At 72.2% G+C, this 17495-nt stretch carries 20 protein-coding genes and 3 pseudogenes; 15 read left to right on the forward strand and 8 right to left on the reverse strand.

The features are described from left to right. The 3 genes and pseudogenes from ACRWND_RS16670 to ACRWND_RS16680 all read left to right on the forward strand — a co-directional run. Positions 1-192: pseudogene (locus ACRWND_RS16670) on the forward strand (transposase); the annotation flags it as partial. A 329-nt stretch (positions 193-521) separates the two neighbouring features. Further along, positions 522-1023 (forward strand): annotated as a pseudogene (locus ACRWND_RS16675) (adenosine deaminase family protein); the annotation flags it as partial. A gap of 69 nt (positions 1024-1092) precedes the next feature. Next, the gene (locus ACRWND_RS16680; protein ID WP_431950012.1) at positions 1093-1611 is read left to right on the forward strand and encodes a hypothetical protein; all 519 of its coding nucleotides are present in this window, start codon (positions 1093-1095) and stop codon (positions 1609-1611) included. Here the strand turns inward: ACRWND_RS16680 and ACRWND_RS16685 are convergent. Continuing rightward, positions 1599-2414 (reverse strand): HAD family acid phosphatase, encoded by an 816-nt coding sequence (locus ACRWND_RS16685; protein ID WP_431950014.1) that lies wholly within the window; start codon positions 2412-2414, stop codon positions 1599-1601. The genes ACRWND_RS16680 and ACRWND_RS16685 overlap by 13 nt on opposite strands. A 483-nt stretch (positions 2415-2897) precedes the next feature. Here ACRWND_RS16685 and ACRWND_RS16690 point away from each other — a divergent pair, with 483 nt between their 5' ends. Continuing rightward, positions 2898-3995 carry a carbohydrate kinase family protein gene (locus ACRWND_RS16690; RefSeq protein ID WP_431950016.1) on the forward strand — a complete coding sequence of 366 codons (1098 nt, stop codon included), beginning with the start codon at positions 2898-2900 and terminating at the stop codon, positions 3993-3995. 19 nt (positions 3996-4014) lie between these two features. On the opposite strand, the gene ACRWND_RS16695 is transcribed toward ACRWND_RS16690, so the two are convergent. Beyond that, positions 4015-4407, reverse strand: coding sequence for a type II toxin-antitoxin system VapC family toxin (locus tag ACRWND_RS16695; RefSeq protein WP_431950018.1), 393 nt, complete (start codon positions 4405-4407; stop codon positions 4015-4017). Next, on the reverse strand, positions 4404-4631 hold the full coding sequence (locus ACRWND_RS16700) for a FitA-like ribbon-helix-helix domain-containing protein (protein ID WP_431950020.1): 228 nt from the start codon (positions 4629-4631) through the stop codon (positions 4404-4406). Before ACRWND_RS16700 ends, ACRWND_RS16695 begins: the two co-directional genes overlap by 4 nt. A 269-nt stretch (positions 4632-4900) precedes the next feature. Between ACRWND_RS16700 and ACRWND_RS16705 the strand changes: the two genes are divergently transcribed. The 3 genes from ACRWND_RS16705 to ACRWND_RS16715 are packed head-to-tail and all read left to right on the forward strand — an operon-like array spanning position 4901 to position 7762. Continuing rightward, the gene (locus tag ACRWND_RS16705; RefSeq protein WP_431950022.1) at positions 4901-5914 is read left to right on the forward strand and encodes a PhoH family protein; all 1014 of its coding nucleotides are present in this window, start codon (positions 4901-4903) and stop codon (positions 5912-5914) included. Positions 5915-5927: 13 nt separating this feature from the next. Beyond that, on the forward strand, positions 5928-6425 hold the full coding sequence (gene ybeY, locus ACRWND_RS16710; protein ID WP_431950024.1) for an rRNA maturation RNase YbeY: 498 nt from the start codon (positions 5928-5930) through the stop codon (positions 6423-6425). Positions 6426-6430: 5 nt separating this feature from the next. Then, entirely contained in the window at positions 6431-7762 is a 1332-nt protein-coding gene (locus tag ACRWND_RS16715) for a hemolysin family protein (RefSeq protein WP_431950026.1), read from the forward strand. A 126-nt stretch (positions 7763-7888) separates the two neighbouring features. On the opposite strand, the gene ACRWND_RS16720 is transcribed toward ACRWND_RS16715, so the two are convergent. After that, a complete protein-coding gene (locus tag ACRWND_RS16720; protein WP_431950028.1) occupies positions 7889-8116 on the reverse strand; it encodes a hypothetical protein in 228 nt (75 codons plus the stop codon). Between the two features lie 88 nt (positions 8117-8204). After that, positions 8205-8396, reverse strand: coding sequence for a hypothetical protein (locus ACRWND_RS16725; protein ID WP_431950030.1), 192 nt, complete (start codon positions 8394-8396; stop codon positions 8205-8207). 60 nt (positions 8397-8456) lie between these two features. Between ACRWND_RS16725 and ACRWND_RS16730 the strand changes: the two genes are divergently transcribed. Both ACRWND_RS16730 and era read left to right on the forward strand, forming a co-directional pair. Next, positions 8457-8804, forward strand: a complete 348-nt coding sequence (locus ACRWND_RS16730) for a cytidine deaminase (protein WP_431950032.1) — start codon at positions 8457-8459, stop codon at positions 8802-8804. 204 nt (positions 8805-9008) lie between these two features. Further along, positions 9009-9959 (forward strand): GTPase Era, encoded by a 951-nt coding sequence (gene era, locus ACRWND_RS16735; protein WP_431950034.1) that lies wholly within the window; start codon positions 9009-9011, stop codon positions 9957-9959. 104 nt (positions 9960-10063) lie between these two features. Here the strand turns inward: era and ACRWND_RS16740 are convergent, their stop codons facing one another. Both ACRWND_RS16740 and ACRWND_RS16745 read right to left on the reverse strand, forming a co-directional pair. Beyond that, the gene (locus ACRWND_RS16740) at positions 10064-10342 is read right to left on the reverse strand and encodes a protealysin inhibitor emfourin (RefSeq protein ID WP_431950036.1); all 279 of its coding nucleotides are present in this window, start codon (positions 10340-10342) and stop codon (positions 10064-10066) included. A gap of 9 nt (positions 10343-10351) precedes the next feature. Then, positions 10352-11470 (reverse strand): M4 family metallopeptidase, encoded by a 1119-nt coding sequence (locus ACRWND_RS16745; protein ID WP_431950038.1) that lies wholly within the window; start codon positions 11468-11470, stop codon positions 10352-10354. A gap of 304 nt (positions 11471-11774) precedes the next feature. Here ACRWND_RS16745 and leuA point away from each other — a divergent pair, with 304 nt between their 5' ends. The 3 genes and pseudogenes from leuA to ACRWND_RS16760 all read left to right on the forward strand — a co-directional run. Beyond that, the gene (gene leuA / locus ACRWND_RS16750) at positions 11775-13538 is read left to right on the forward strand and encodes a 2-isopropylmalate synthase (protein WP_431950040.1); all 1764 of its coding nucleotides are present in this window, start codon (positions 11775-11777) and stop codon (positions 13536-13538) included. A gap of 183 nt (positions 13539-13721) precedes the next feature. Continuing rightward, positions 13722-14462, forward strand: a complete 741-nt coding sequence (locus tag ACRWND_RS16755) for a TerB family tellurite resistance protein (RefSeq protein ID WP_431950042.1) — start codon at positions 13722-13724, stop codon at positions 14460-14462. Between the two features lie 179 nt (positions 14463-14641). After that, positions 14642-14911 (forward strand): annotated as a pseudogene (locus ACRWND_RS16760) (helix-turn-helix domain-containing protein); the annotation flags it as partial. Positions 14912-14984: 73 nt separating this feature from the next. Here ACRWND_RS16760 and ACRWND_RS16765 read toward each other — a convergent pair. Next, positions 14985-15347 carry a DUF1304 domain-containing protein gene (locus tag ACRWND_RS16765; protein WP_431950044.1) on the reverse strand — a complete coding sequence of 121 codons (363 nt, stop codon included), beginning with the start codon at positions 15345-15347 and terminating at the stop codon, positions 14985-14987. Positions 15348-15404: 57 nt separating this feature from the next. Here ACRWND_RS16765 and recO point away from each other — a divergent pair, with 57 nt between their 5' ends. The 3 genes from recO (at position 15405) to ACRWND_RS16780 (ending at position 17466) form a co-directional block, all read left to right on the forward strand. Then, positions 15405-16151 carry a DNA repair protein RecO gene (gene recO / locus ACRWND_RS16770; protein ID WP_431950046.1) on the forward strand — a complete coding sequence of 249 codons (747 nt, stop codon included), beginning with the start codon at positions 15405-15407 and terminating at the stop codon, positions 16149-16151. Positions 16152-16210: 59 nt separating this feature from the next. After that, on the forward strand, positions 16211-17050 hold the full coding sequence (locus tag ACRWND_RS16775) for an isoprenyl transferase (protein ID WP_431950048.1): 840 nt from the start codon (positions 16211-16213) through the stop codon (positions 17048-17050). A 155-nt stretch (positions 17051-17205) separates the two neighbouring features. Further along, a complete protein-coding gene (locus ACRWND_RS16780; RefSeq protein ID WP_431950050.1) occupies positions 17206-17466 on the forward strand; it encodes a hypothetical protein in 261 nt (86 codons plus the stop codon). Positions 17467-17495: the final 29 nt, after the last annotated feature.

Consider the following 17495-nt stretch of genomic DNA (forward strand, 5'->3'; position numbering starts at 1 on the left):
CCGATAAGCAGGATTCGGCCGAGGTGGGCAGTGGGAACTCACGTAACGGTGTCCATGCCAAGACTGTGCTGACCGAAATCGGCCCGGTTGACCCCCCGATCGGCAAGGCAGCTTTGGGCCGCAGATCCAAGAAGCGCCAGCGGCGCCTGACCGGTTAGACGAAATGATCCTGCCCTTTCCGCTCGCGGCCTGAATCGCCCCGGGGCAGGTGGAGGTTCGATTCCATGTAGGGGTTGAAGTCATGGCACGACCTTCCCGTTACCCGCTTGGCCTCGATTCGTCATCGGAATTGGGTCGCTGATCTGGTCAGCGGTTCGCCCGTGATGTCCTCGAGCCGTACGAGGTGGCCGTCACGTGACGTCGTGGGTGCGCCGGGTTCCACGGGCCCGGAGTGCTGCCGTTTTCTCCTTCCTGGTCCTCGTCGGGGGCTTGTCCGGCTGTCAGGTGACGACCGGGAGGGCGGCCGGTCGTTGCCCGACCCGGTGGCCCTCAGCCTCGAGTGAGGCCGGAGCCGCGGTCACGCCGAGGTCGGCCACCCGCCGTGGGCGTTCCGTGCGGTGTACGAGGCCGCCGCCGCGGCGGCACTGCGCCGGGTCGCGCACGCGGGGGAGGAGGGCCCGCCGGCGTATGTCCGGGAGGCGCTCGTGCTGGGCGCCGACCGGATCGATCACGGCATCCGCAGCATGGAGGACCCGGAGTTGGTTGCCCGGCTGGTCCGCGACCAGGTGCCGCTGACCGTCTGCCCGCTGTCCAACGTGCGGCTGCGCTGCGTGGACACCTCGCCGGCCACACCCGCTGCCCGCCATGCTCGACGCGGGGCTGCTCGTCACCCTGAACTCCGACGACCCCGCCTGCTTCGGCAGCTACGCCGGCGGCACCTGCGACGCCGTGGCCGCGGCGCTACCGTTCGGCGAGGACGCCCTGCGCGGGCTCGCCCGCAACTCCTTCCTGGCCGCCTTCCTCGACGACGAGGAGGAACTGCGCGCCCGCTGTCTCGCCGAGGTGGACGCCCACGTGTTCTGAGTGGGGCGCGCCGCGCGTCCGAGTACGCGCACTCATGCGGGCCGTGGCGCGCGGGTGGAGCATGGGGGCATGGGAAGGCATCCGATACGCACCGCCGCGGCCGTGACGCTGGTCGTGGCCACACCCGTCGCCACCTGGGGTCTCATGGGCCGGCAGGACGCCACCGGCTTCGAGCCCGCCGAATTGGACTACCTGGTGCGGCCCTTCGCCGTCCCGGAAGAGGCGGAGACCGCGATCGGCGCGGTCGCGGCCGCGCTGGCCGCCGGCGCGGCGCTGGTGCTGGGCCGGGCGTCGCGTCCCGGGCAGCCGGACCGCCCCGACGGCCGGTGGTGGGCGGTGACCGGGCCGCTGGTCGCGGCCGGAGCGCTGACCGGCGCGATCTGGCGAACGGTGACGGCCGGGGTCGTCGGGGCCAACGTCGGCGCGGGGCTCGCGATCATGTTCGGCGGGCCCGTGGTCGCCGGGCTGGTGCTGTGGTCGCTCGTCCGGGGCCTGCGGTCGGCCCGCGCGCGCCGCCGCGGCCCCCGCCCCCCGCGCGGGGGGACGGGCGCCGCGGGAAGGCGGTCCGCCGCGGGTCAGGGCACGTAGTACATCGGGTTGGGGAGCTTGAACGACCTGTCGGCGTGACCGCCGCTCAGGTCGCTGTACTGGTCGCCGAAGTTGGCGACGATGTCGTACCCCTCCGCCTCGATGTGCGCCCGGGTGCCCGCCTTGAAGTCGACGGTGGAGCAGGTGTACGTCGGCGCGGAGCACGGCAGGTAGTCGGTCGCGACCTTGTTCTTCAGGAAGAAGTGGGCCGGGTCGGCGACGGAGGTGTAGCCGGCGGTCTTCAGGTTGCGGACGCTCGCGGCGCGCTGGGACTCGGGGCGGCCGGTGACCCAGAAGACCGTCACATCCTGCTTGGCGGCCCAGTTGGCCAGCGCGGGCATGCCGAAGACCGGGGCCATGTCCTTGTTCTGGATGTACGCGTCGTTGGAGGCGGGCGTGTAGTTGAAGCCGACCTCCAGCTCGTAGTTGTACGTCAGCAGGGACGTGTCGTCGACGTCCAGGACGATCGCCGGCTTGCCGTGGCGGTGGTGGGCGGACGTGGCGAGGGCGCCCCGCAGGTAGTCCTGGGCCTTCTTCTCCACGCCGGCGACCTGCTTGGCGTAGTTGCTGTCGGCGGAGGCCTGGTGCTCGCCGGAGGCGTCGACGGTGTCGCCGTAGTACGCCTTGATGTCGTCGACCACGTGGGTCAGGTTGGGGATCTGCTTGTCGCTGCGGGGCGCGGAGGTGTCCGCGGTCGCCGCGCCGACCCCGTACAGGGTGGCGGCCGCCGCCACGGCCGCGACGGCGGCGGCGATGGTGCGGCGGCGCCCGCGGGTGAACGCGGACGGTTTGGCTGCGGGCATGGGGTGGCTCCTTACGATCCGGCCGGAGGGCACGCGCGGCCGGGGCCCACGCGTTCCGGGCCGCCCGGCTCAGCGGGGCTCGTTGACGCGGTGACGCTAGGTGCCCCTGATCGCGCTGGTCAAGGGACGTCTACGCGCGATGATGCCCGGATCGCCGCTCGAAGGCTGATCAGCCCAGGTCGCCACGTGCGGAAAGGACGGGCAAAGCTTTGGCATGCCGCCGCGCGCGGCGGCCCGGCCGCACCGCGTCCGGCCGGCGTCCGCGGCGTCGCCGGCTCGGCGCCGAGCCCGTCCGTGGGAGGGGGAGCCGGGCCGCGTCGTCCACGGCCGGTCGCCGGATGTGGCCGCGCCTTTTCGGGGCAGGCTCCCCGACGTCCGCGGCTCCGCGGCCCCGTCCGTGTCGTCGCAGGGGGAACACGCCGGTCCCGGAACCCCCGTACCCGTACGATCAATCGGAATCAGACCCAGCCGGGAGGAGCGTGGGTGAAAGACCAGCCCGTCCTCGATCCGCTCGCGGGGTTGCGCGGGCCGGACGACCCGGAGACCGATGTGTACCTGACCGGCACGGTCTTCCTGGACATCATCTTCACCGGTCTCGACAGCGCGCCCGTGCGCGGCACCGAGTCCTGGGCGCGCGGCATGGGATCGTCTCCCGGCGGCGTGGCCAACATGGCCACCGCCCTCGCCCGGCTGGGCCTGCGCACCTCGCTCGCGGCCGCCTTCGGCGACGACGTCTACGGGGACTACTGCTGGGACGCCCTCGCCGACGGTGAGGGCATCGAACTGGCGCTGTCCCGCAAGATCCCCGGCTGGCACTCGCCGGTCACGGTCTCCATGGCGTACGAGGGCGAACGCACCATGGTCAGCCACGGCCACGAGGCACCGCCGCCCGAGGAGCCCGCGCCGGCCTGCCCGCCGCCGAGCCGGGCGTGCGTGGCGTCCCTGGTGCCCGGCGCCCCGCGGCAGGAGTGGATCGGCACCGCCGCCGAGCGGGGCTGCCGTATCTTCGCCGACGTCGGCTGGGACGACAGCGGCCGCTGGGACCTCGCCGACCTCGCCGACCTGGCGCACTGCGAGGCGTTCCTGCCGAACGCCGCCGAGGCCATGCGCTACACCCGCACCGAGTGCCCCCGGGCCGCCGCCCGCAAGCTGGCCGACCTCGTGCCCATGGCGGTGGTCACCCTCGGCGCGGAGGGCGCGTACGCGGTGGACTCCGGCAGCGGGCAGACCGCCGAGGTCCCCGGCCTCGCGGTGGAGGCCCTGGACCCCACGGGCGCCGGGGACGTCTTCGTCGCGGGCTTCCTGACCGGTTCCCTGGCCGCCTGGCCGCTCGCCGACCGGCTGGCCTTCGCCTGCCTCACCGCCGCACTGTCAGTGCAGGAGTTCGGCGGTTCGCTCTCGGCGCCCGGCTGGATCGAGATCGCGGCCTGGTGGCAGCACGCCAAGGCCTACGACGACCAGGACCGCACGGCGCTGCGCCGCTACGCCTTCCTGGACGACCTGCTCCCCACGGGCACCCGCCGCTGGCCGCTGCGCCGCGCGGTGCCGACGATCGGCTTCCGGCCCCCGCCGCTGGGCTGAGGCGCCCGCGTGAGCGGGGTCAGGCGATCACGTCCACAGGGCAGCGGACCGCCTTCGCGCGCTCGATCCGGGCGTCTCCCGTGACCAGCGCGCACCCCAGGTGTTCGGCGAGCGCCGCGTAGGAGGCGTCGTACGCGGACAGGTTGTCGCGCAGTTCCCAGACGCGGTCGAGCAGGGCGTATCCCGGCATGCGGTGGATCGGCAGGGCGGACAGAAGGGTGATCGCCGTCTGCGCCGCCGTCTGCTCGAGCTTGCCTCCGAGTGACAGGCCGCGGATCGCGCGGGCCGCCTCGAACTCGATGAGGGCCGGCGCGTGGAGGGTCTCGCCGGCCAGCCGTCTGCGCGCGAGTTCGCCCAGCGGACCGGCGTGGGTGAGGGCCAGGACGACTGCGGAAGCGTCGACGACGATCACTGGTGGCGCCCCTCATCGAGGTGTTCCAGCAGGTCCTCGACGGTGTAGTCGGCGGTGGCCGACTTCCGGGCTCCGGCCAGTATGTCGTCGACCGTCGGCGTTCTCGCCTGTTCGATCAGCCTCTGGCGCAGGTACTCGTTCAGGGACTGGTGGGCCTCGATCGCGCGGTGCTTGAGGGTGCGGTGCACGTCGTCGGGGACGTCCTTGATCTGGATGTTCGCCATGACGGCATGGTGGCATGCGTTTCGCATGTTTGCGTGCGAAACGCATGCTGTTGCGGTGGCCGGCGGCGCGTCGGCGGCACAGGTCGGGGCCCCAGGGGCGGATACCCGGCTCCCGCCGCGCCGAGCCCCGTCCTCGGCCGCTCCACCCGGGGTCCCAGGCGGTGCAAAACCTCTCGGCACCCCCGCCCCACCGACGTACTCTTGAACCCCAAGCCCTATGGCATGTCGAACAGCAGAAGGCGGGATGAGCAGGCCGTCGAGCCTGGCCCATGACTCAGACACCGACAACGCAGCAACCGCAGGCGAGCGCCCACTTCGTCGTACCGGCGAAGCACCCCATGGTGACCGTCCTGGGGTCCGGTGACTCGCTCCTGCGCGTGATAGAGCGAGCGTTCCCGGCCGTCGACATCCATGTAAGAGGCAATGAGATCAGCGCGAGCGGCGCCTCCGCCGACGTCGCGCTGGTCCAGCGCCTTTTCGACGAGATGATGCTGGTCCTGCGCACAGGCCAGCCGATGACGGAGGACGCAGTGGAGCGGTCGATCGCCATGCTCCGCCAGGACAGCGGAAGCGACGGCCTGGAGGAGACCCCCTCGCAGGTGCTCACCCAGAACATCCTGTCCAGCCGTGGGCGCACGATCCGCCCCAAGACCCTCAACCAGAAGCGCTACGTCGACGCGATCGACAAGCACACGATCGTCTTCGGCATCGGTCCGGCCGGCACGGGCAAGACCTACCTGGCCATGGCCAAGGCCGTCCAGGCCCTGCAGTCCAAGCAGGTCAACCGGATCATCCTGACCCGCCCCGCCGTCGAGGCGGGCGAGCGGCTCGGCTTCCTGCCGGGCACGCTCTACGAGAAGATCGACCCTTATCTGCGCCCGCTGTACGACGCGCTGCACGACATGGTCGACCCCGACTCGATCCCCCGCCTCATGGCGAGCGGCACGATCGAGGTCGCCCCGCTGGCGTACATGCGCGGACGGACGCTCAACGACGCGTTCATCATCCTCGACGAGGCGCAGAACACCAGCGCCGAGCAGATGAAGATGTTCCTCACCCGGCTGGGCTTCGACTCCAAGATCGTCATCACCGGCGACGTCACGCAGGTCGACCTCCCCGGCGGGACGAAGAGCGGGCTGCGCCAGGTCGTGGACATCCTCGAAGGTGTCGAGGACGTCCATTTCTCGCGGCTGACGAGCACGGATGTGGTACGCCATAAGCTGGTGGGGCGCATCGTGGACGCCTACGAGCGCTACGACGACCTCAACGGCAACCGAAAGTAGCCACCGAAGCACTATGGCGATCGACGTCAACAACGAATCCGGCTGGGACTTCGACGAGGCGGCGGTGCTGGACATCAGCCGCTACGCCCTGCAGCACATGCGCATCCACCCGCTGTCCGAGCTCTCGGTGATCGCGGTCGACGCCGACGCCATGGAGCAGCTGCACATCCAGTGGATGGACGAGCCCGGCCCCACCGACGTCATGTCCTTCCCGATGGACGAACTGCGTCCCGGGAAGGAGGACGAGGAGCCCCCGCAGGGCCTGCTGGGGGACATCGTGCTCTGCCCCGAGGTGGCCAAGAAGCAGGGCGACGCGGCCGTGACCAAGCACTCCATGGACGAGGAGCTGCAGCTGCTCACCGTCCACGGGGTGCTGCACCTGCTCGGTTACGACCACGAGGAGGCCGACGAGAAGGCCGAGATGTTCGGCCTGCAGAAGGCCATCCTCGACGGCTGGCGCGCCGAGCGCGGCATCCAGGGCCCGTCGCCGGCCCCGACGACCACCCACTGATCGCGATGGTGGTCTTCGCCGTCTCTCTGGTCGTCGTCGCGTGGCTGGCCGCCTGCGCCGAGGCCGGCATCGCCCGTACCTCCCGCTTCCGGGCGGAGGCCGCGGTCCGCGCCGGCCGGCGCGGCGCGGACAAGCTGCTGGCGGTCTCCTCGGACCCGACCCGCTACCTCAACGTCGCGCTCCTGGTCCGGGTGGCCTGCGAGACGGCGGCGGCGGTGCTGGTGGCCGTCGTGTGCGTCCGCCACTTCGAGCGCACCTGGCAGGCGGTCCTGGTGGCGGTCGCCGTGATGATCGTGGTCTCGTACGTCGCCGTCGGCGTCTCGCCCCGCACCATCGGCCGCCAGCACCCGCTGAACACCGCCACCGCGGCGGCGTACGTGCTGCTGCCGCTGGCCCGGGTCATGGGCCCGGTCCCGGCGCTGCTGATCCTGCTGGGCAACGCGCTCACTCCCGGCAAGGGCTTCCGCCAGGGCCCGTTCGCCTCCGAGGCGGAACTGCGCGCGCTGGTGGACCTCGCCGAGAGCGAGTCCCTCATCGAGGACGAGGAGCGCCGCATGGTGCACTCCGTCTTCGAGCTGGGCGACACCCTGGTGCGCGAGGTGATGGTGCCGCGCACCGAGCTGGTCTCCATCGAGCGCTTCAAGACGATCCGCCAGGCGATGACCCTCGCCCTGCGCAGCGGTTTCTCGCGCATCCCGGTCACGGGCGAGAGCGAGGACGACATCGTGGGCATCGTGTACCTCAAGGACCTCGCCCGCCGGGTGCACATCAACCGGGACGCCGAGACCGACCCGGTGTCCTCGCTGATGCGGCCGGCCTTCTTCGTCCCCGACACCAAGAACGCCGGCGACCTGCTGCGCGAGATGCAGCGCGAGCGCAACCACGTCGCCGTCGTCATCGACGAGTACGGCGGCACGGCCGGCATCGTCACCATCGAGGACATCCTGGAGGAGATCGTCGGCGAGATCACCGACGAGTACGACCGCGAGCTGCCGCCCGTCGTGGAGCTCGGCGAGGGCCGCTACCGCGTCACCTCCCGCCTCGACCTCGGCGACCTGGGGGAGCTCTACGGAGTGGACCTCGACGACGAGGACGTCGAGACCGTCGGCGGCCTGCTCGCCAAGACCCTCGGCCGGGTGCCCATCCCCGGCGCCTCCGCCGTCGTCGCGCTGCCCGAGACCACCTCGGCCCCGGACGCGCCGACCGCGCTGCGGCTCACCGCCGAGGCCCCGTCGGGCCGCCGCAACCGCATCGGCGCGGTCCTCGTGGAGCCGGTCGGGGCCGTCGTGGACGAGGACGCGGGTTCGGAACCGGACGGGGCCGTGCGGGGCGGGTAGGGCCGGCGGGTTCCTGGCCGTTCGGCGGGACGAGGCGGCACGTACCCCCGGGTGGCGGTCGCCCGCCCCGCTGTCGCCGGGGCAGCGCGGATCAGCCCTCGTCGACGAGTGGGATGCCGGGGCGAACTACTCCAGTGCGGCTGCGAGGCGTCGCCTGCCGTTGACCCGGCGAGACGCCAGGAGCAGGTCGTACGGCACGGGGACCAGCGCTCCGGCCGTGGCGCGCGCCATGGGCCCCCGTGCGGCGCCCCGCAGCGGCGGAGCCCCCTGGCGGCGGGCCGGCCCGATCCACAGGAGCCGTCGGCCGTGTGCGACGCGCTGCCGCCACAGCACCACGGCCGCGGTGTCCCCCATGGCACGTGTGCGGTGGTGGCCCGGTAGCGCAGCGGTGATCCGCCGAGAAGCACCCCGGCGCCGCTGATCCGCAGAGCCACCTTGCGGGTCAGTGACGCGCGGCCATGACCAGGCCGCCGCATCCGAAGCGCAGGACCCCCGCGATCCGCACCACGGGCGCGATCCCGGTGGCCGGTACGACCAGGACCGCGGTGAACAGCCCGGCCCCCGCCAGGACTGCGACGGTCCGGCGGTCGAAGCCGAAGCGCGCCTCGTGGACGACCTCCTGGTTCCCCCTCATACGAGCATCATGGCCATGCCCAGTCCCGGGAGGAACCCCCTCGACGGCTACGCTGACCGCATGAGCGACGCGCTGCACCCGGAAGACCGCAAGATCATCACTCTCGCCCGATCGACCCGGGCCCGCAACGGCGTTCCGGAGGGCGCGGCGGTCCGCGACAAGACGGGCCGCACCTATGTGGCGGGCACCGTCGCGCTGGAGTCGCTGTCGCTCAGCGCGCTGCAGACGGCTGTCGCCATGGCCGTGGCCAGTGGCGCCACGTCGCTGGAGGCGGCGGCCGTGGTGTCCGAGGCGGACGCGGTGGCGGAGGCGGACCGCGCGGCCGTGCGCGACCTGGGCGGCGCCGGCACCCCCGTGCTGCTGGCCGGACCCGACGGCGCCGTCAGGGCGACGGTCACCGCGGGCTGAGCCGCGCCGGCCGCGGCGTGTGCGCCGTGCCGGGCCGGGTGGCAGCCGGGGGTGCCGCGGCGCGAACCCCGCCCGGAACACGCAGGTCAGCGCCGAGGCCACGGCGCGGTCCGCCGACCTCGTCCGCCGCGGGCCGCCCCGCACCGGGCACGAAGAGCCCCGGCCGCCGTTCAGGCGTCAGCCGGGCTCGGCGGATCAGGGACAATGGTCGCCATGAGCGTTCGCACCGAGACCACCGCCCCCGCCCACCGGGCCGGCTTCGCCTGTTTCGTGGGCCGCCCCAACGCGGGGAAGTCCACCCTGACCAACGCTCTGGTCGGCACGAAGGTGGCCATCACCTCCAACCGGCCGCAGACCACCCGGCACACGGTGCGGGGCATCGTGCACCGCCCCGACGCGCAGCTCGTCCTCGTCGACACCCCCGGTCTGCACAAGCCCCGCACCCTGCTCGGCGAGCGGCTCAACGACGTCGTCCGCACCACCTGGGCCGAGGTCGACGTGATCGGCTTCTGCCTGCCCGCCGACCAGAAGCTCGGGCCCGGCGACCGCTACATCGCCAAGGAACTGGCCGAGGTCCGCAAGACCCCCAAGGTGGCCATCGTCACCAAGACCGACCTCGTGGACTCCAAGCAGCTCGCCGAGCAGCTGGTGGCCGTCGACCGGCTCGGCGCCGAACTGGGCATCGAGTGGGCCGAGATCATCCCCGTCTCCGCCGTCGGCGGCAAGCAGGTCTCCCTCCTGGCCGACCTCATCGTCCCGCTGCTGCCTGAGGGCCCGGCCCTCTACCCGGAGGGCGACCTGACCGACGAGCCGGAGCAGGTCATGGTCGCCGAGCTCATCCGCGAGGCCGCGCTGGAGGGCGTGCGGGACGAGCTGCCGCACTCCATCGCCGTCGTGGTGGAGGAGATGCTCCCGCGCGAGGACCGTCCTGCGGACAAGCCGCTGCTGGACGTGCACGCCAACATCTACATCGAGCGGCCCAGCCAGAAGGGCATCATCATCGGCCCCAAGGGCGCCCGGCTCAAGGAGGTCGGCACCAAGTCCCGCCGCCACATCGAGGCGCTGCTCGGCACGCCGGTCTTCCTCGACCTGCATGTGAAGGTCGCCAAGGACTGGCAGCGCGACCCCAAGCAGCTGCGCAAGCTCGGTTTCTGACCTCCGGTCGGGGCGGGTCTCCGGCAGGGGCGGCCCCGGCGGCCCCGCGGGATGCCGCACGGCGCCGCGTGCGGCCCGCCCCGCGCAGCGTGCCGCCGCCCGCCCTACGACCGGGCGCCCTCCTTCAGTACCAGCCGGACCAGTTCGCGCTGCTCCTCCGTCAGGCGCGGGTCGGCGCAGTGCACCGTGCGGCCGTCGACCGTGATCGCGTACCGGAAGCCGTCCGGTACGCCCGCAGCGGGCTCGTCCGGCTTCCCGGCCGCGGCCAGGACCTCGCGGGCCAGAGCCTCCAGGCGGAGGGCGTCGGGCCGGCCGGCGGTGTCCAGCACGGCCCGGCGCTCGATCCCCGCGAAACCGCCGGAGCGGATCACCTGTATGCGCATGGCGGACGCCTACCCCTGGGCGGAGGGCCGGGCGCCTTCCGCGACGGAAGACTGCCGGGGGACCTCCGTGCCGCCCGCGGAGAGCGGGACGCCGACCGCCGACCACGCCTCCACCACCGCGGCGTGCTCCTCGCCCTCGCCGAAGCGCGCCGCGGCCGCGGCGGCCGTCGCCTGCGCGAACTCGGCGAAGGTCGCCCGCGTCGACAGGGAGCCGCCGGTCAGCACGTCGTACCAGATGTGCCCGGCCCGTTCCCAGGCGTTGCCGCCCAGCGCGGCGGCCACCAGGTGGAACGCCCGGTTGGGGATGCCGGAGTTGATGTGCACGCCCCCGTTGTCACGCGAGGTGCGCACATAGGCGTCCATGTGGCCGGGCTGCGGGTCCGTGCCGAGGACGTCGTCGTCGTACGCCGTGCCGGGGGCCTTCATGGAGCGCAGCGCCACCCCTGTGACGCGCGGGGCGAGCAGGCCGGCGCCGATCAGCCAGTCGGCCTCGCCGGCGGTCTGGCCGAGCGCGTACTGCTTGATGAGGGAGCCGAAGACATCGGACACCGACTCGTTGAGGGCGCCGGACTGGCCGAAGTAGTCGAAGTTGGCGGTGTACTGGGTGACGCCGTGGGTGAGTTCGTGGCCGATGACGTCCACCGGGAGGGTGAAGTCGAGGAAGAGCTCCCCGTCGCCGTCCCCGAAGACCATCCGCTCGCCGTTCCAGAAGGCGTTGCTGTAGTCGCGGTCGTAGTGGACGGTGGCGTCCAGCGGCAGCCCGGCATCGTCGATGGAGTGGCGCCCGTACGCCGTGAGGAAGAGCTCGAAGGTGGCCCCCAGTCCGTCGTAGGCCCGGTTGACGGTGGCGTCGGCGAGGGCCTCGTCGCCCTCGTGCCGGACCGGCCGCCCCGGCAGGTCCGTGCGGTGCCGCGCGTCGCTGATCGTGCGGCGGGGCCGGTCCGGCGGCTGCGCCCCTGACACCGGCAGGGCGCCGATGACGGTGGTCAGCCGGCGGCGGGTGCGCTCCGCGGCGTCGCGTTCCAGGGTGCGGCGGGCGGGCGCGGCGAGCACGCGGTCCGCGTTGCGGGCGACCTTGTCGAGAATGTGCGGCGGCACGATCGTGCAGAAAACAGGTGTCTGCTCCATGCAGGGCAATGTGGCACGCCGCTCATGGCCTGTCACTATCTGTGAGAATGATCCACGAGAAGGAGGGAGATGTGTGCTTTTCCTGTCATAGCGGGCGGTCTTGCATACTGAGAAGAACGCCGCCAAGGCTGCAGGGCCCCCAACGGCTCGGTTAGGGTCGACAGCACGATGTTCTTCGGGCTGCTTCTTCTTAGCTGCCGCGGCGAGGGCCTGTAGTCCAGGTCGACTCCCTCCCCGCGGGGTTTGGCGTTGCACCAGCGCCGGTCGGCCGCCTCACAGCCGCAATCGAGGAGCACCCCCGCAGATGTCCACCCCGAACACCGTCGGCCGCCCCACGCCCATCACCGCCGCGACGGTGCGCCAGCGCCCGACCGCCATGCCGGTCCACAAGTACAAGCCGTACGAGGCCGTGGAGATCCCGGACCGCACCTGGCCCGACCGGCGCATCACCAAGGCCCCGCGCTGGCTGTCGACCGACCTGCGGGACGGCAACCAGGCGCTGATCGACCCCATGTCGCCGGCCCGCAAGCGCGCGATGTTCGACCTGCTGGTGAGGATGGGCTACAAGGAGATCGAAGTCGGCTTCCCCGCCTCGGGCGAGACGGACTACGCCTTCGTGCGCTCCATCATCGAGGAGGGCGCGATCCCCGATGACGTCACCATCTCCGTGCTGACACAGGCCCGCGAGGAGCTGATCGAGCGGACCGTGGAGTCCCTGCGCGGCGCGGCCCGCGCGACCGTGCACCTGTACAACGCGACCGCCCCGACCTTCCGCCGGGTCGTCTTCCGCGGTTCCAAGGAGCAGATCCGGCAGATCGCCGTGGACGGCACGCGGCTGGTCATGGAGTACGCGGACAAGATCCTGGACGACGAGACGGTCTTCGGCTACCAGTACAGCCCGGAGATCTTCACCGACACCGAGCTGGACTTCGCCCTGGAGGTCTGCGAGTCGGTCATGGACGTCTGGCAGCCCGAGGAGGGCCGCGAGATCATCCTGAACCTGCCGGCGACCGTGGAGCGCTCCACCCCCTCCACGCACGCGGACCGCTTCGAGTGGATGTCCCGCAACCTCAGTCGCCGTGAGTTCGTGTGCCTGTCCACCCACCCGCACAACGACCGCGGCACGGCGGTGGCCGCCGCCGAGCTGGCCGTGATGGCAGGCGCCGACCGCGTCGAGGGCTGCCTGTTCGGGCAGGGCGAGCGCACCGGCAACGTCGACCTGGTCACCCTGGGCATGAACCTGTTCAGCCAGGGCGTGGACCCGATGATCGACTTCTCGCAGATCGACGAGATCCGCCGTACCGCCGAGTACTGCAACCAGATGGAGGTCCACCCGCGCCATCCGTATGTGGGCGACCTGGTCTACACGTCCTTCTCCGGCTCCCACCAGGACGCCATCAAGAAGGGCTTCGACGCCATGGAGGCCGACGCGGCCGCCCAGGGGAAGACGGTCGACGAGATCGAGTGGGCGGTCCCGTACCTGCCGATCGACCCGAAGGACGTGGGGCGCTCCTACGAGGCCGTCATCCGTGTCAACTCGCAGTCCGGCAAGGGCGGCGTCGCGTACGTCCTGAAGAACGACCACAAGCTGGACCTGCCGCGCCGCATGCAGATCGAGTTCTCGAAGATCATCCAGGCGAAGACCGACGCCGAGGGCGGCGAGGTCACCCCGAAGGAGATCTGGTCGATCTTCGAGGACGAGTACCTGCCCACCCCGGACAACCCCTGGGGGCGCATCGCCCTGCGCTCGGCGCAGACCTCGACCAGCAGCGACGGTACGGACACCCTGACCCTCGAGGCGGTCGTGGACGGTGTCGAGACGGTCCTGACCGGCACTGGCAACGGCCCGATCTCGGCGTTCTTCGACGCGCTGGCCGCGATCGGGGTCGACGCCCGGCTGCTGGACTACACCGAGCACACCATGAGCGAGGGCGCCAGCGCCCAGGCCGCCTCCTACATCGAGTGCGCCATCGACGGCACGGTCCTGTGGGGCATCGGGATCGACGCCAACACCACCCGCGCCTCACTGAAGGCGGTCGTCTCCGCCGTCAACCGCGCGGCCCGTTAGTCACCGCGGACGGTGAACCGGCCACGGCCCCCGTCCGGGTGCCGTGGCCGGTTCATGGAATTCGGCCCTCTCGTGGTACTGACTGCGCGTCGCTGGTGTGGCTAACATCACGTCATTGCGGCGCCGTTGCCGGAGCGTTACCCGTGCCTACGGCCCGTAACGGGACGAACCGGTGTAAACGGGATGGCGGCCGGAGGGTGCGAAGTGCTCCAGATCAAGGGCTTGTGCCTCTTGGGCGTGCGGACGGTCTGGCACACCGAAGGTGACGGGGAGTTCTTCTGCGCCGGCTGCGGCGGTGACCGCGGCTACCGCCGGCGCACCGGCACCCGGCGGCTGACCGTGCTGGGCCTGCCCCTCCTGCCGCGCGGCTCGGCCGGCACGGTCGTGGAGTGCGCGGTGTGCCGCACGCGGCACCGCCCGGACGTCCTGGAGCAGCCCACCACCACCCTCTTCTCCGCCATGCTCCGCGACGCCGTCCACACCGTCGCCCTCGCTGTGCTCACCGCGGGCGGCGTGATGGGGCGCGGCGCCCGCGAGGCCGCCGTGGGCGCGGTCCGCTCGGCCGGGTTCACCGACTGCACCGAGGACCAGCTGCTCGGCCTGCTCGCCGCCATCGTCGCCGACGAGGGCCGCTTCCCCGGCGTCGTTCCCGACGCCCTGGCGGTGGACGGGCCCGCGGACGCCCCCGCCGGCTGCGGCAGCTGGCTGTCCATCGAGCTGCACGAGGCACTGGAACCCCTCGCCCGCCACCTCGCGCCCCAGGGGCGTGAGCACATCCTGCTCGAGGGCGCCCTCATCGCCCTCGCCGACGGCCCCTATCTGCCCGCCGAGCGCGAGGTGCTCGGCACCGTGGGCCGCTGCCTCGGTCTCGCCGGCGAGGACACCGAACGCGTCCTGGAGGCCGCGGCCCGCACACCGTCCTGAACGCCGTCCCCGCCGCCCCGGTCCCCGCCGCCGGGCGCACCCCGGGCAGTAACGCGGCCCGTCCCGCACCCCGGGCGGTAACGCGGCTTCACCCTCGGGCCCGACGGAACGCGGCTCCGCGGCCGGACGTCTGACGCGACCAGACCGCCGGCCCAGGGTGCTGCGCCTCCGGGAGGGGCCCGCCGCCGGGCGGACCGGCCCCGGAACGCCTCGCCGCGCTCTCCGGTCGGGAGCGGCAGGTGCTCGCGCTCGTCGCGAGGGGCCTGAACGACACCGAGGTCGCCGAGGCGCTGGGCCTCAGCCCGCTGACCGCCAAGGGCGGCGGCGAGGGACGCACGCCGACCGGATCATGGGCGGGCTCCGATGCCCGCGACCGCGCCCGGTTGGTGATCGCGCCCCACGAGTCGGGACTGGTCGCGCCCGGCGGGACGGCGGGGTCCGGCGGCTGACGGACCGGACGAGGACCGCGGCGGCGAGGTGAAGCAGGCAGGGTCCGCCCGCCGCCCCCTCGGCCCTACGGCATCAGTGGGCCGCCAGCACCAGGGCCAGGGCGACGAGCGCGGGCACGGTCTGCACGAGGAGGATGCGGCGGCTCGCGGTGGCGGCGCCGTAGAGGCCGGCGACGGCCACGCAGACGAGGAAGAACACCTTCGCCTGGAAGCCCACCGGGTCCGAGGCGACGGCGCCCCACACCAGCCCGGCGGCGAGGAAACCGTTGTAGAGCCCCTGGTTGGCCGCGAGCGCCTTGCTCTCCCGCGCGAGCTGCTCGGTGGTCCCGAAGGCCGCTCTGGCGCGGGGGGTGGTCCACAGGAACATCTCCAAAACCAGGATGTACGCGTGGAGGGCCGCTATGAGCAGCACGGCGACGGTAGCTGTGATCGACATGGGCTGTAGCGTACGGTCCCGGCCCGGACCGGTTCTCCCGTACAGGAGAATGGGCGCATGAGTCTGTTCCGCGACGACGGCATCGTGCTGCGCACCCAGAAGCTGGGCGAGGCGGACCGGATCATCACCCTGCTCACCCGCCGGCACGGCCGGGTGCGGGCGGTGGCCCGCGGCGTGCGGCGGACGAAGTCGAAGTTCGGGGCGCGGCTGGAGCCCTTCTCCCATGTGGACGTGCAGTTCTTCGCGCGCGGCGGAGAGCTTGTCGGCCGCGGCCTGCCGCTGTGCACCCAGGGCGAGACGATCGCCCCCTACGGCAGCCGCATCGTCACCGACTACGCCCGCTACACCGCGGGCACGGCGATGCTGGAGACCGCCGAGCGCTTCACCGACCACGAGGGCGAACCGGCGGTGCAGCAGTACCTGCTGCTGGTCGGCGGCCTGCGCACGCTCGCCGGCGGTGAGCGCGACCCGCGCCTGGTGCTCGACGCCTTCCTGCTGCGCTCCCTGGCGGTCAACGGCTACGCGCCCAGCTTCGGGGACTGCGCGAAGTGCGGGATGCCCGGTCCGAACCGGTTCTTTTCGGTCGCCGCGGGAGGAGTCGTGTGCGTGGAGTGCCGCCCGCCCGGAAGCGTCGTACCCTCACTGGAATCACTGGAACTCCTCGGCGCGTTGCTCGGAGGGGACTGGGAGACCGCCGACGCGTGCGAACCGCGCCACTGCCGGGAGGGCAGCGGACTGGTCGCCGCGTATCTGCAGTGGCACCTGGAGCGGGGCCTGCGCAGTCTGCGCTTCATCGAGAAGTAGCGGTATCCGGCAGCCCCGGCATCAGCAGGTGTGAGACACAGGAAGTGGAGAGCGAGCTCATGGCAGTACGCGGGATTCTCAGCCGCCCCCGGCGCGAGTACCGGGCCCCCGACCCGCACCCGTCGGGCGCGCAGCCCCCCAAGATCCCAGGCGAGCTGATCCCGCAGCACGTGGCCATCGTGATGGACGGCAACGGCCGCTGGGCCAAGGAGCGCGGGCTGCCCCGCACCGAGGGGCACAAGGTCGGCGAGGCGGTCGTGCTGGACGTCCTCAAGGGCTGCCTGGAGCTGGGGGTGAAGAACCTCTCCCTGTACGCCTTCTCGACCGAGAACTGGAAGCGCTCGCCCGACGAGGTCCGCTTCCTGATGAACTTCAACCGGGACGTCATCCACCGCCGCCGTGACGAGATGCACGAGATGGGCATCCGCGTCCGCTGGGCCGGCCGCATGCCCCGGCTGTGGAAGTCGGTCGTCAAGGAGCTGCAGGTCGCGGAGGAGATGACTCGCGACAACGACGCGATGACGCTGTACATGTGCGTCAACTACGGGGGCCGCGCCGAGATCGCCGACGCGGCGGCGCGCCTGGGCGAGGACATAAAGGCGGGTCGTCTCGACCCCTCCAAGGTCGACGAGAAGACCCTCGCCAAGTACATGTACCACCCGGACATGCCGGACGTTGACCTGTTCGTCCGTCCCTCCGGGGAGCAGCGCACCTCCAACTTCCTGATCTGGCAGTCCGCTTACGCCGAGATGGTGTTCCAGGACGTGCTCTGGCCGGACTTCGACCGCCGCGACCTGTGGCGCGCGTGCCTGGAGTACGCCTCCCGCGACCGCCGCTTCGGCGGCGCGATCCCCAACGAGCAGCAGCCGGCGGCGGAGAGCGGCGCGGACAGCGAGTAGGCCTCCAGCGGTTACCCACCGGGCGGCCGCGCCCACGGGGGAGGGGCAGATACGCAGGGCACGCACGACGGCGACGCGGCGTCCGGGACGCCGCCGCACCCGACTGCGGCGCGGCGGCGCTCTTCCCTTCGGCCCTGCTCGTGCAGTTGCCCGCCTTGGCGGACACGGCGGAGATGGAGTCGTTCCCCGGTCTGCGGGAGAACCGGGCGCGGTTCGCCGGGTCCCTGTGCGGCACGGCCCTGGCGGTCGCGGGCGTGTTCGGCCTCCTGGGGTGCCGGTCCCGGGCCGCCGCCGTGATGGCCGTGCGCGTCGCGGCGCTCGCGGCCTGGCGGCTGTTCCCCCTGGCGCCGGCGCTTCACTGCTGGTCGCACGACACGGTTCGCCCGGGACGGCGGCGGCTCGTACCGCCGCCTTGACCGCCGGTCCGGCTGAAGCGGTACGGGCA

Origin of the sequence: Actinacidiphila sp. bgisy167 (assembly GCF_965342175.1) — a bacterium.
GTDB lineage: Bacteria > Actinomycetota > Actinomycetes > Streptomycetales > Streptomycetaceae > Actinacidiphila.

Coding starts and splice junctions, on each gene's coding strand:
- ACRWND_RS16680 (WP_431950012.1), top strand. CDS start 1,093: ATGGGAAGGCATCCGATACGCACCGCCGCGGCCGTGACGCTGGTCGTG.
- ACRWND_RS16685 (WP_431950014.1), bottom strand. CDS start 2,414: ATGCCCGCAGCCAAACCGTCCGCGTTCACCCGCGGGCGCCGCCGCACC.
- ACRWND_RS16700 (WP_431950020.1), bottom strand. CDS start 4,631: ATGGCGAACATCCAGATCAAGGACGTCCCCGACGACGTGCACCGCACC.
- ACRWND_RS16705 (WP_431950022.1), top strand. CDS start 4,901: ATGACTCAGACACCGACAACGCAGCAACCGCAGGCGAGCGCCCACTTC.
- ybeY (WP_431950024.1), top strand. CDS start 5,928: ATGGCGATCGACGTCAACAACGAATCCGGCTGGGACTTCGACGAGGCG.
- ACRWND_RS16715 (WP_431950026.1), top strand. CDS start 6,431: ATGGTGGTCTTCGCCGTCTCTCTGGTCGTCGTCGCGTGGCTGGCCGCC.
- ACRWND_RS16720 (WP_431950028.1), bottom strand. CDS start 8,116: ATGGGGGACACCGCGGCCGTGGTGCTGTGGCGGCAGCGCGTCGCACAC.
- ACRWND_RS16725 (WP_431950030.1), bottom strand. CDS start 8,396: ATGAGGGGGAACCAGGAGGTCGTCCACGAGGCGCGCTTCGGCTTCGAC.
- ACRWND_RS16730 (WP_431950032.1), top strand. CDS start 8,457: ATGAGCGACGCGCTGCACCCGGAAGACCGCAAGATCATCACTCTCGCC.
- era (WP_431950034.1), top strand. CDS start 9,009: ATGGTCGCCATGAGCGTTCGCACCGAGACCACCGCCCCCGCCCACCGG.
- ACRWND_RS16740 (WP_431950036.1), bottom strand. CDS start 10,342: ATGCGCATACAGGTGATCCGCTCCGGCGGTTTCGCGGGGATCGAGCGC.
- ACRWND_RS16745 (WP_431950038.1), bottom strand. CDS start 11,470: ATGGAGCAGACACCTGTTTTCTGCACGATCGTGCCGCCGCACATTCTC.
- leuA (WP_431950040.1), top strand. CDS start 11,775: ATGTCCACCCCGAACACCGTCGGCCGCCCCACGCCCATCACCGCCGCG.
- ACRWND_RS16755 (WP_431950042.1), top strand. CDS start 13,722: ATGGCGGCCGGAGGGTGCGAAGTGCTCCAGATCAAGGGCTTGTGCCTC.
- ACRWND_RS16765 (WP_431950044.1), bottom strand. CDS start 15,347: ATGTCGATCACAGCTACCGTCGCCGTGCTGCTCATAGCGGCCCTCCAC.
- recO (WP_431950046.1), top strand. CDS start 15,405: ATGAGTCTGTTCCGCGACGACGGCATCGTGCTGCGCACCCAGAAGCTG.
- ACRWND_RS16775 (WP_431950048.1), top strand. CDS start 16,211: ATGGCAGTACGCGGGATTCTCAGCCGCCCCCGGCGCGAGTACCGGGCC.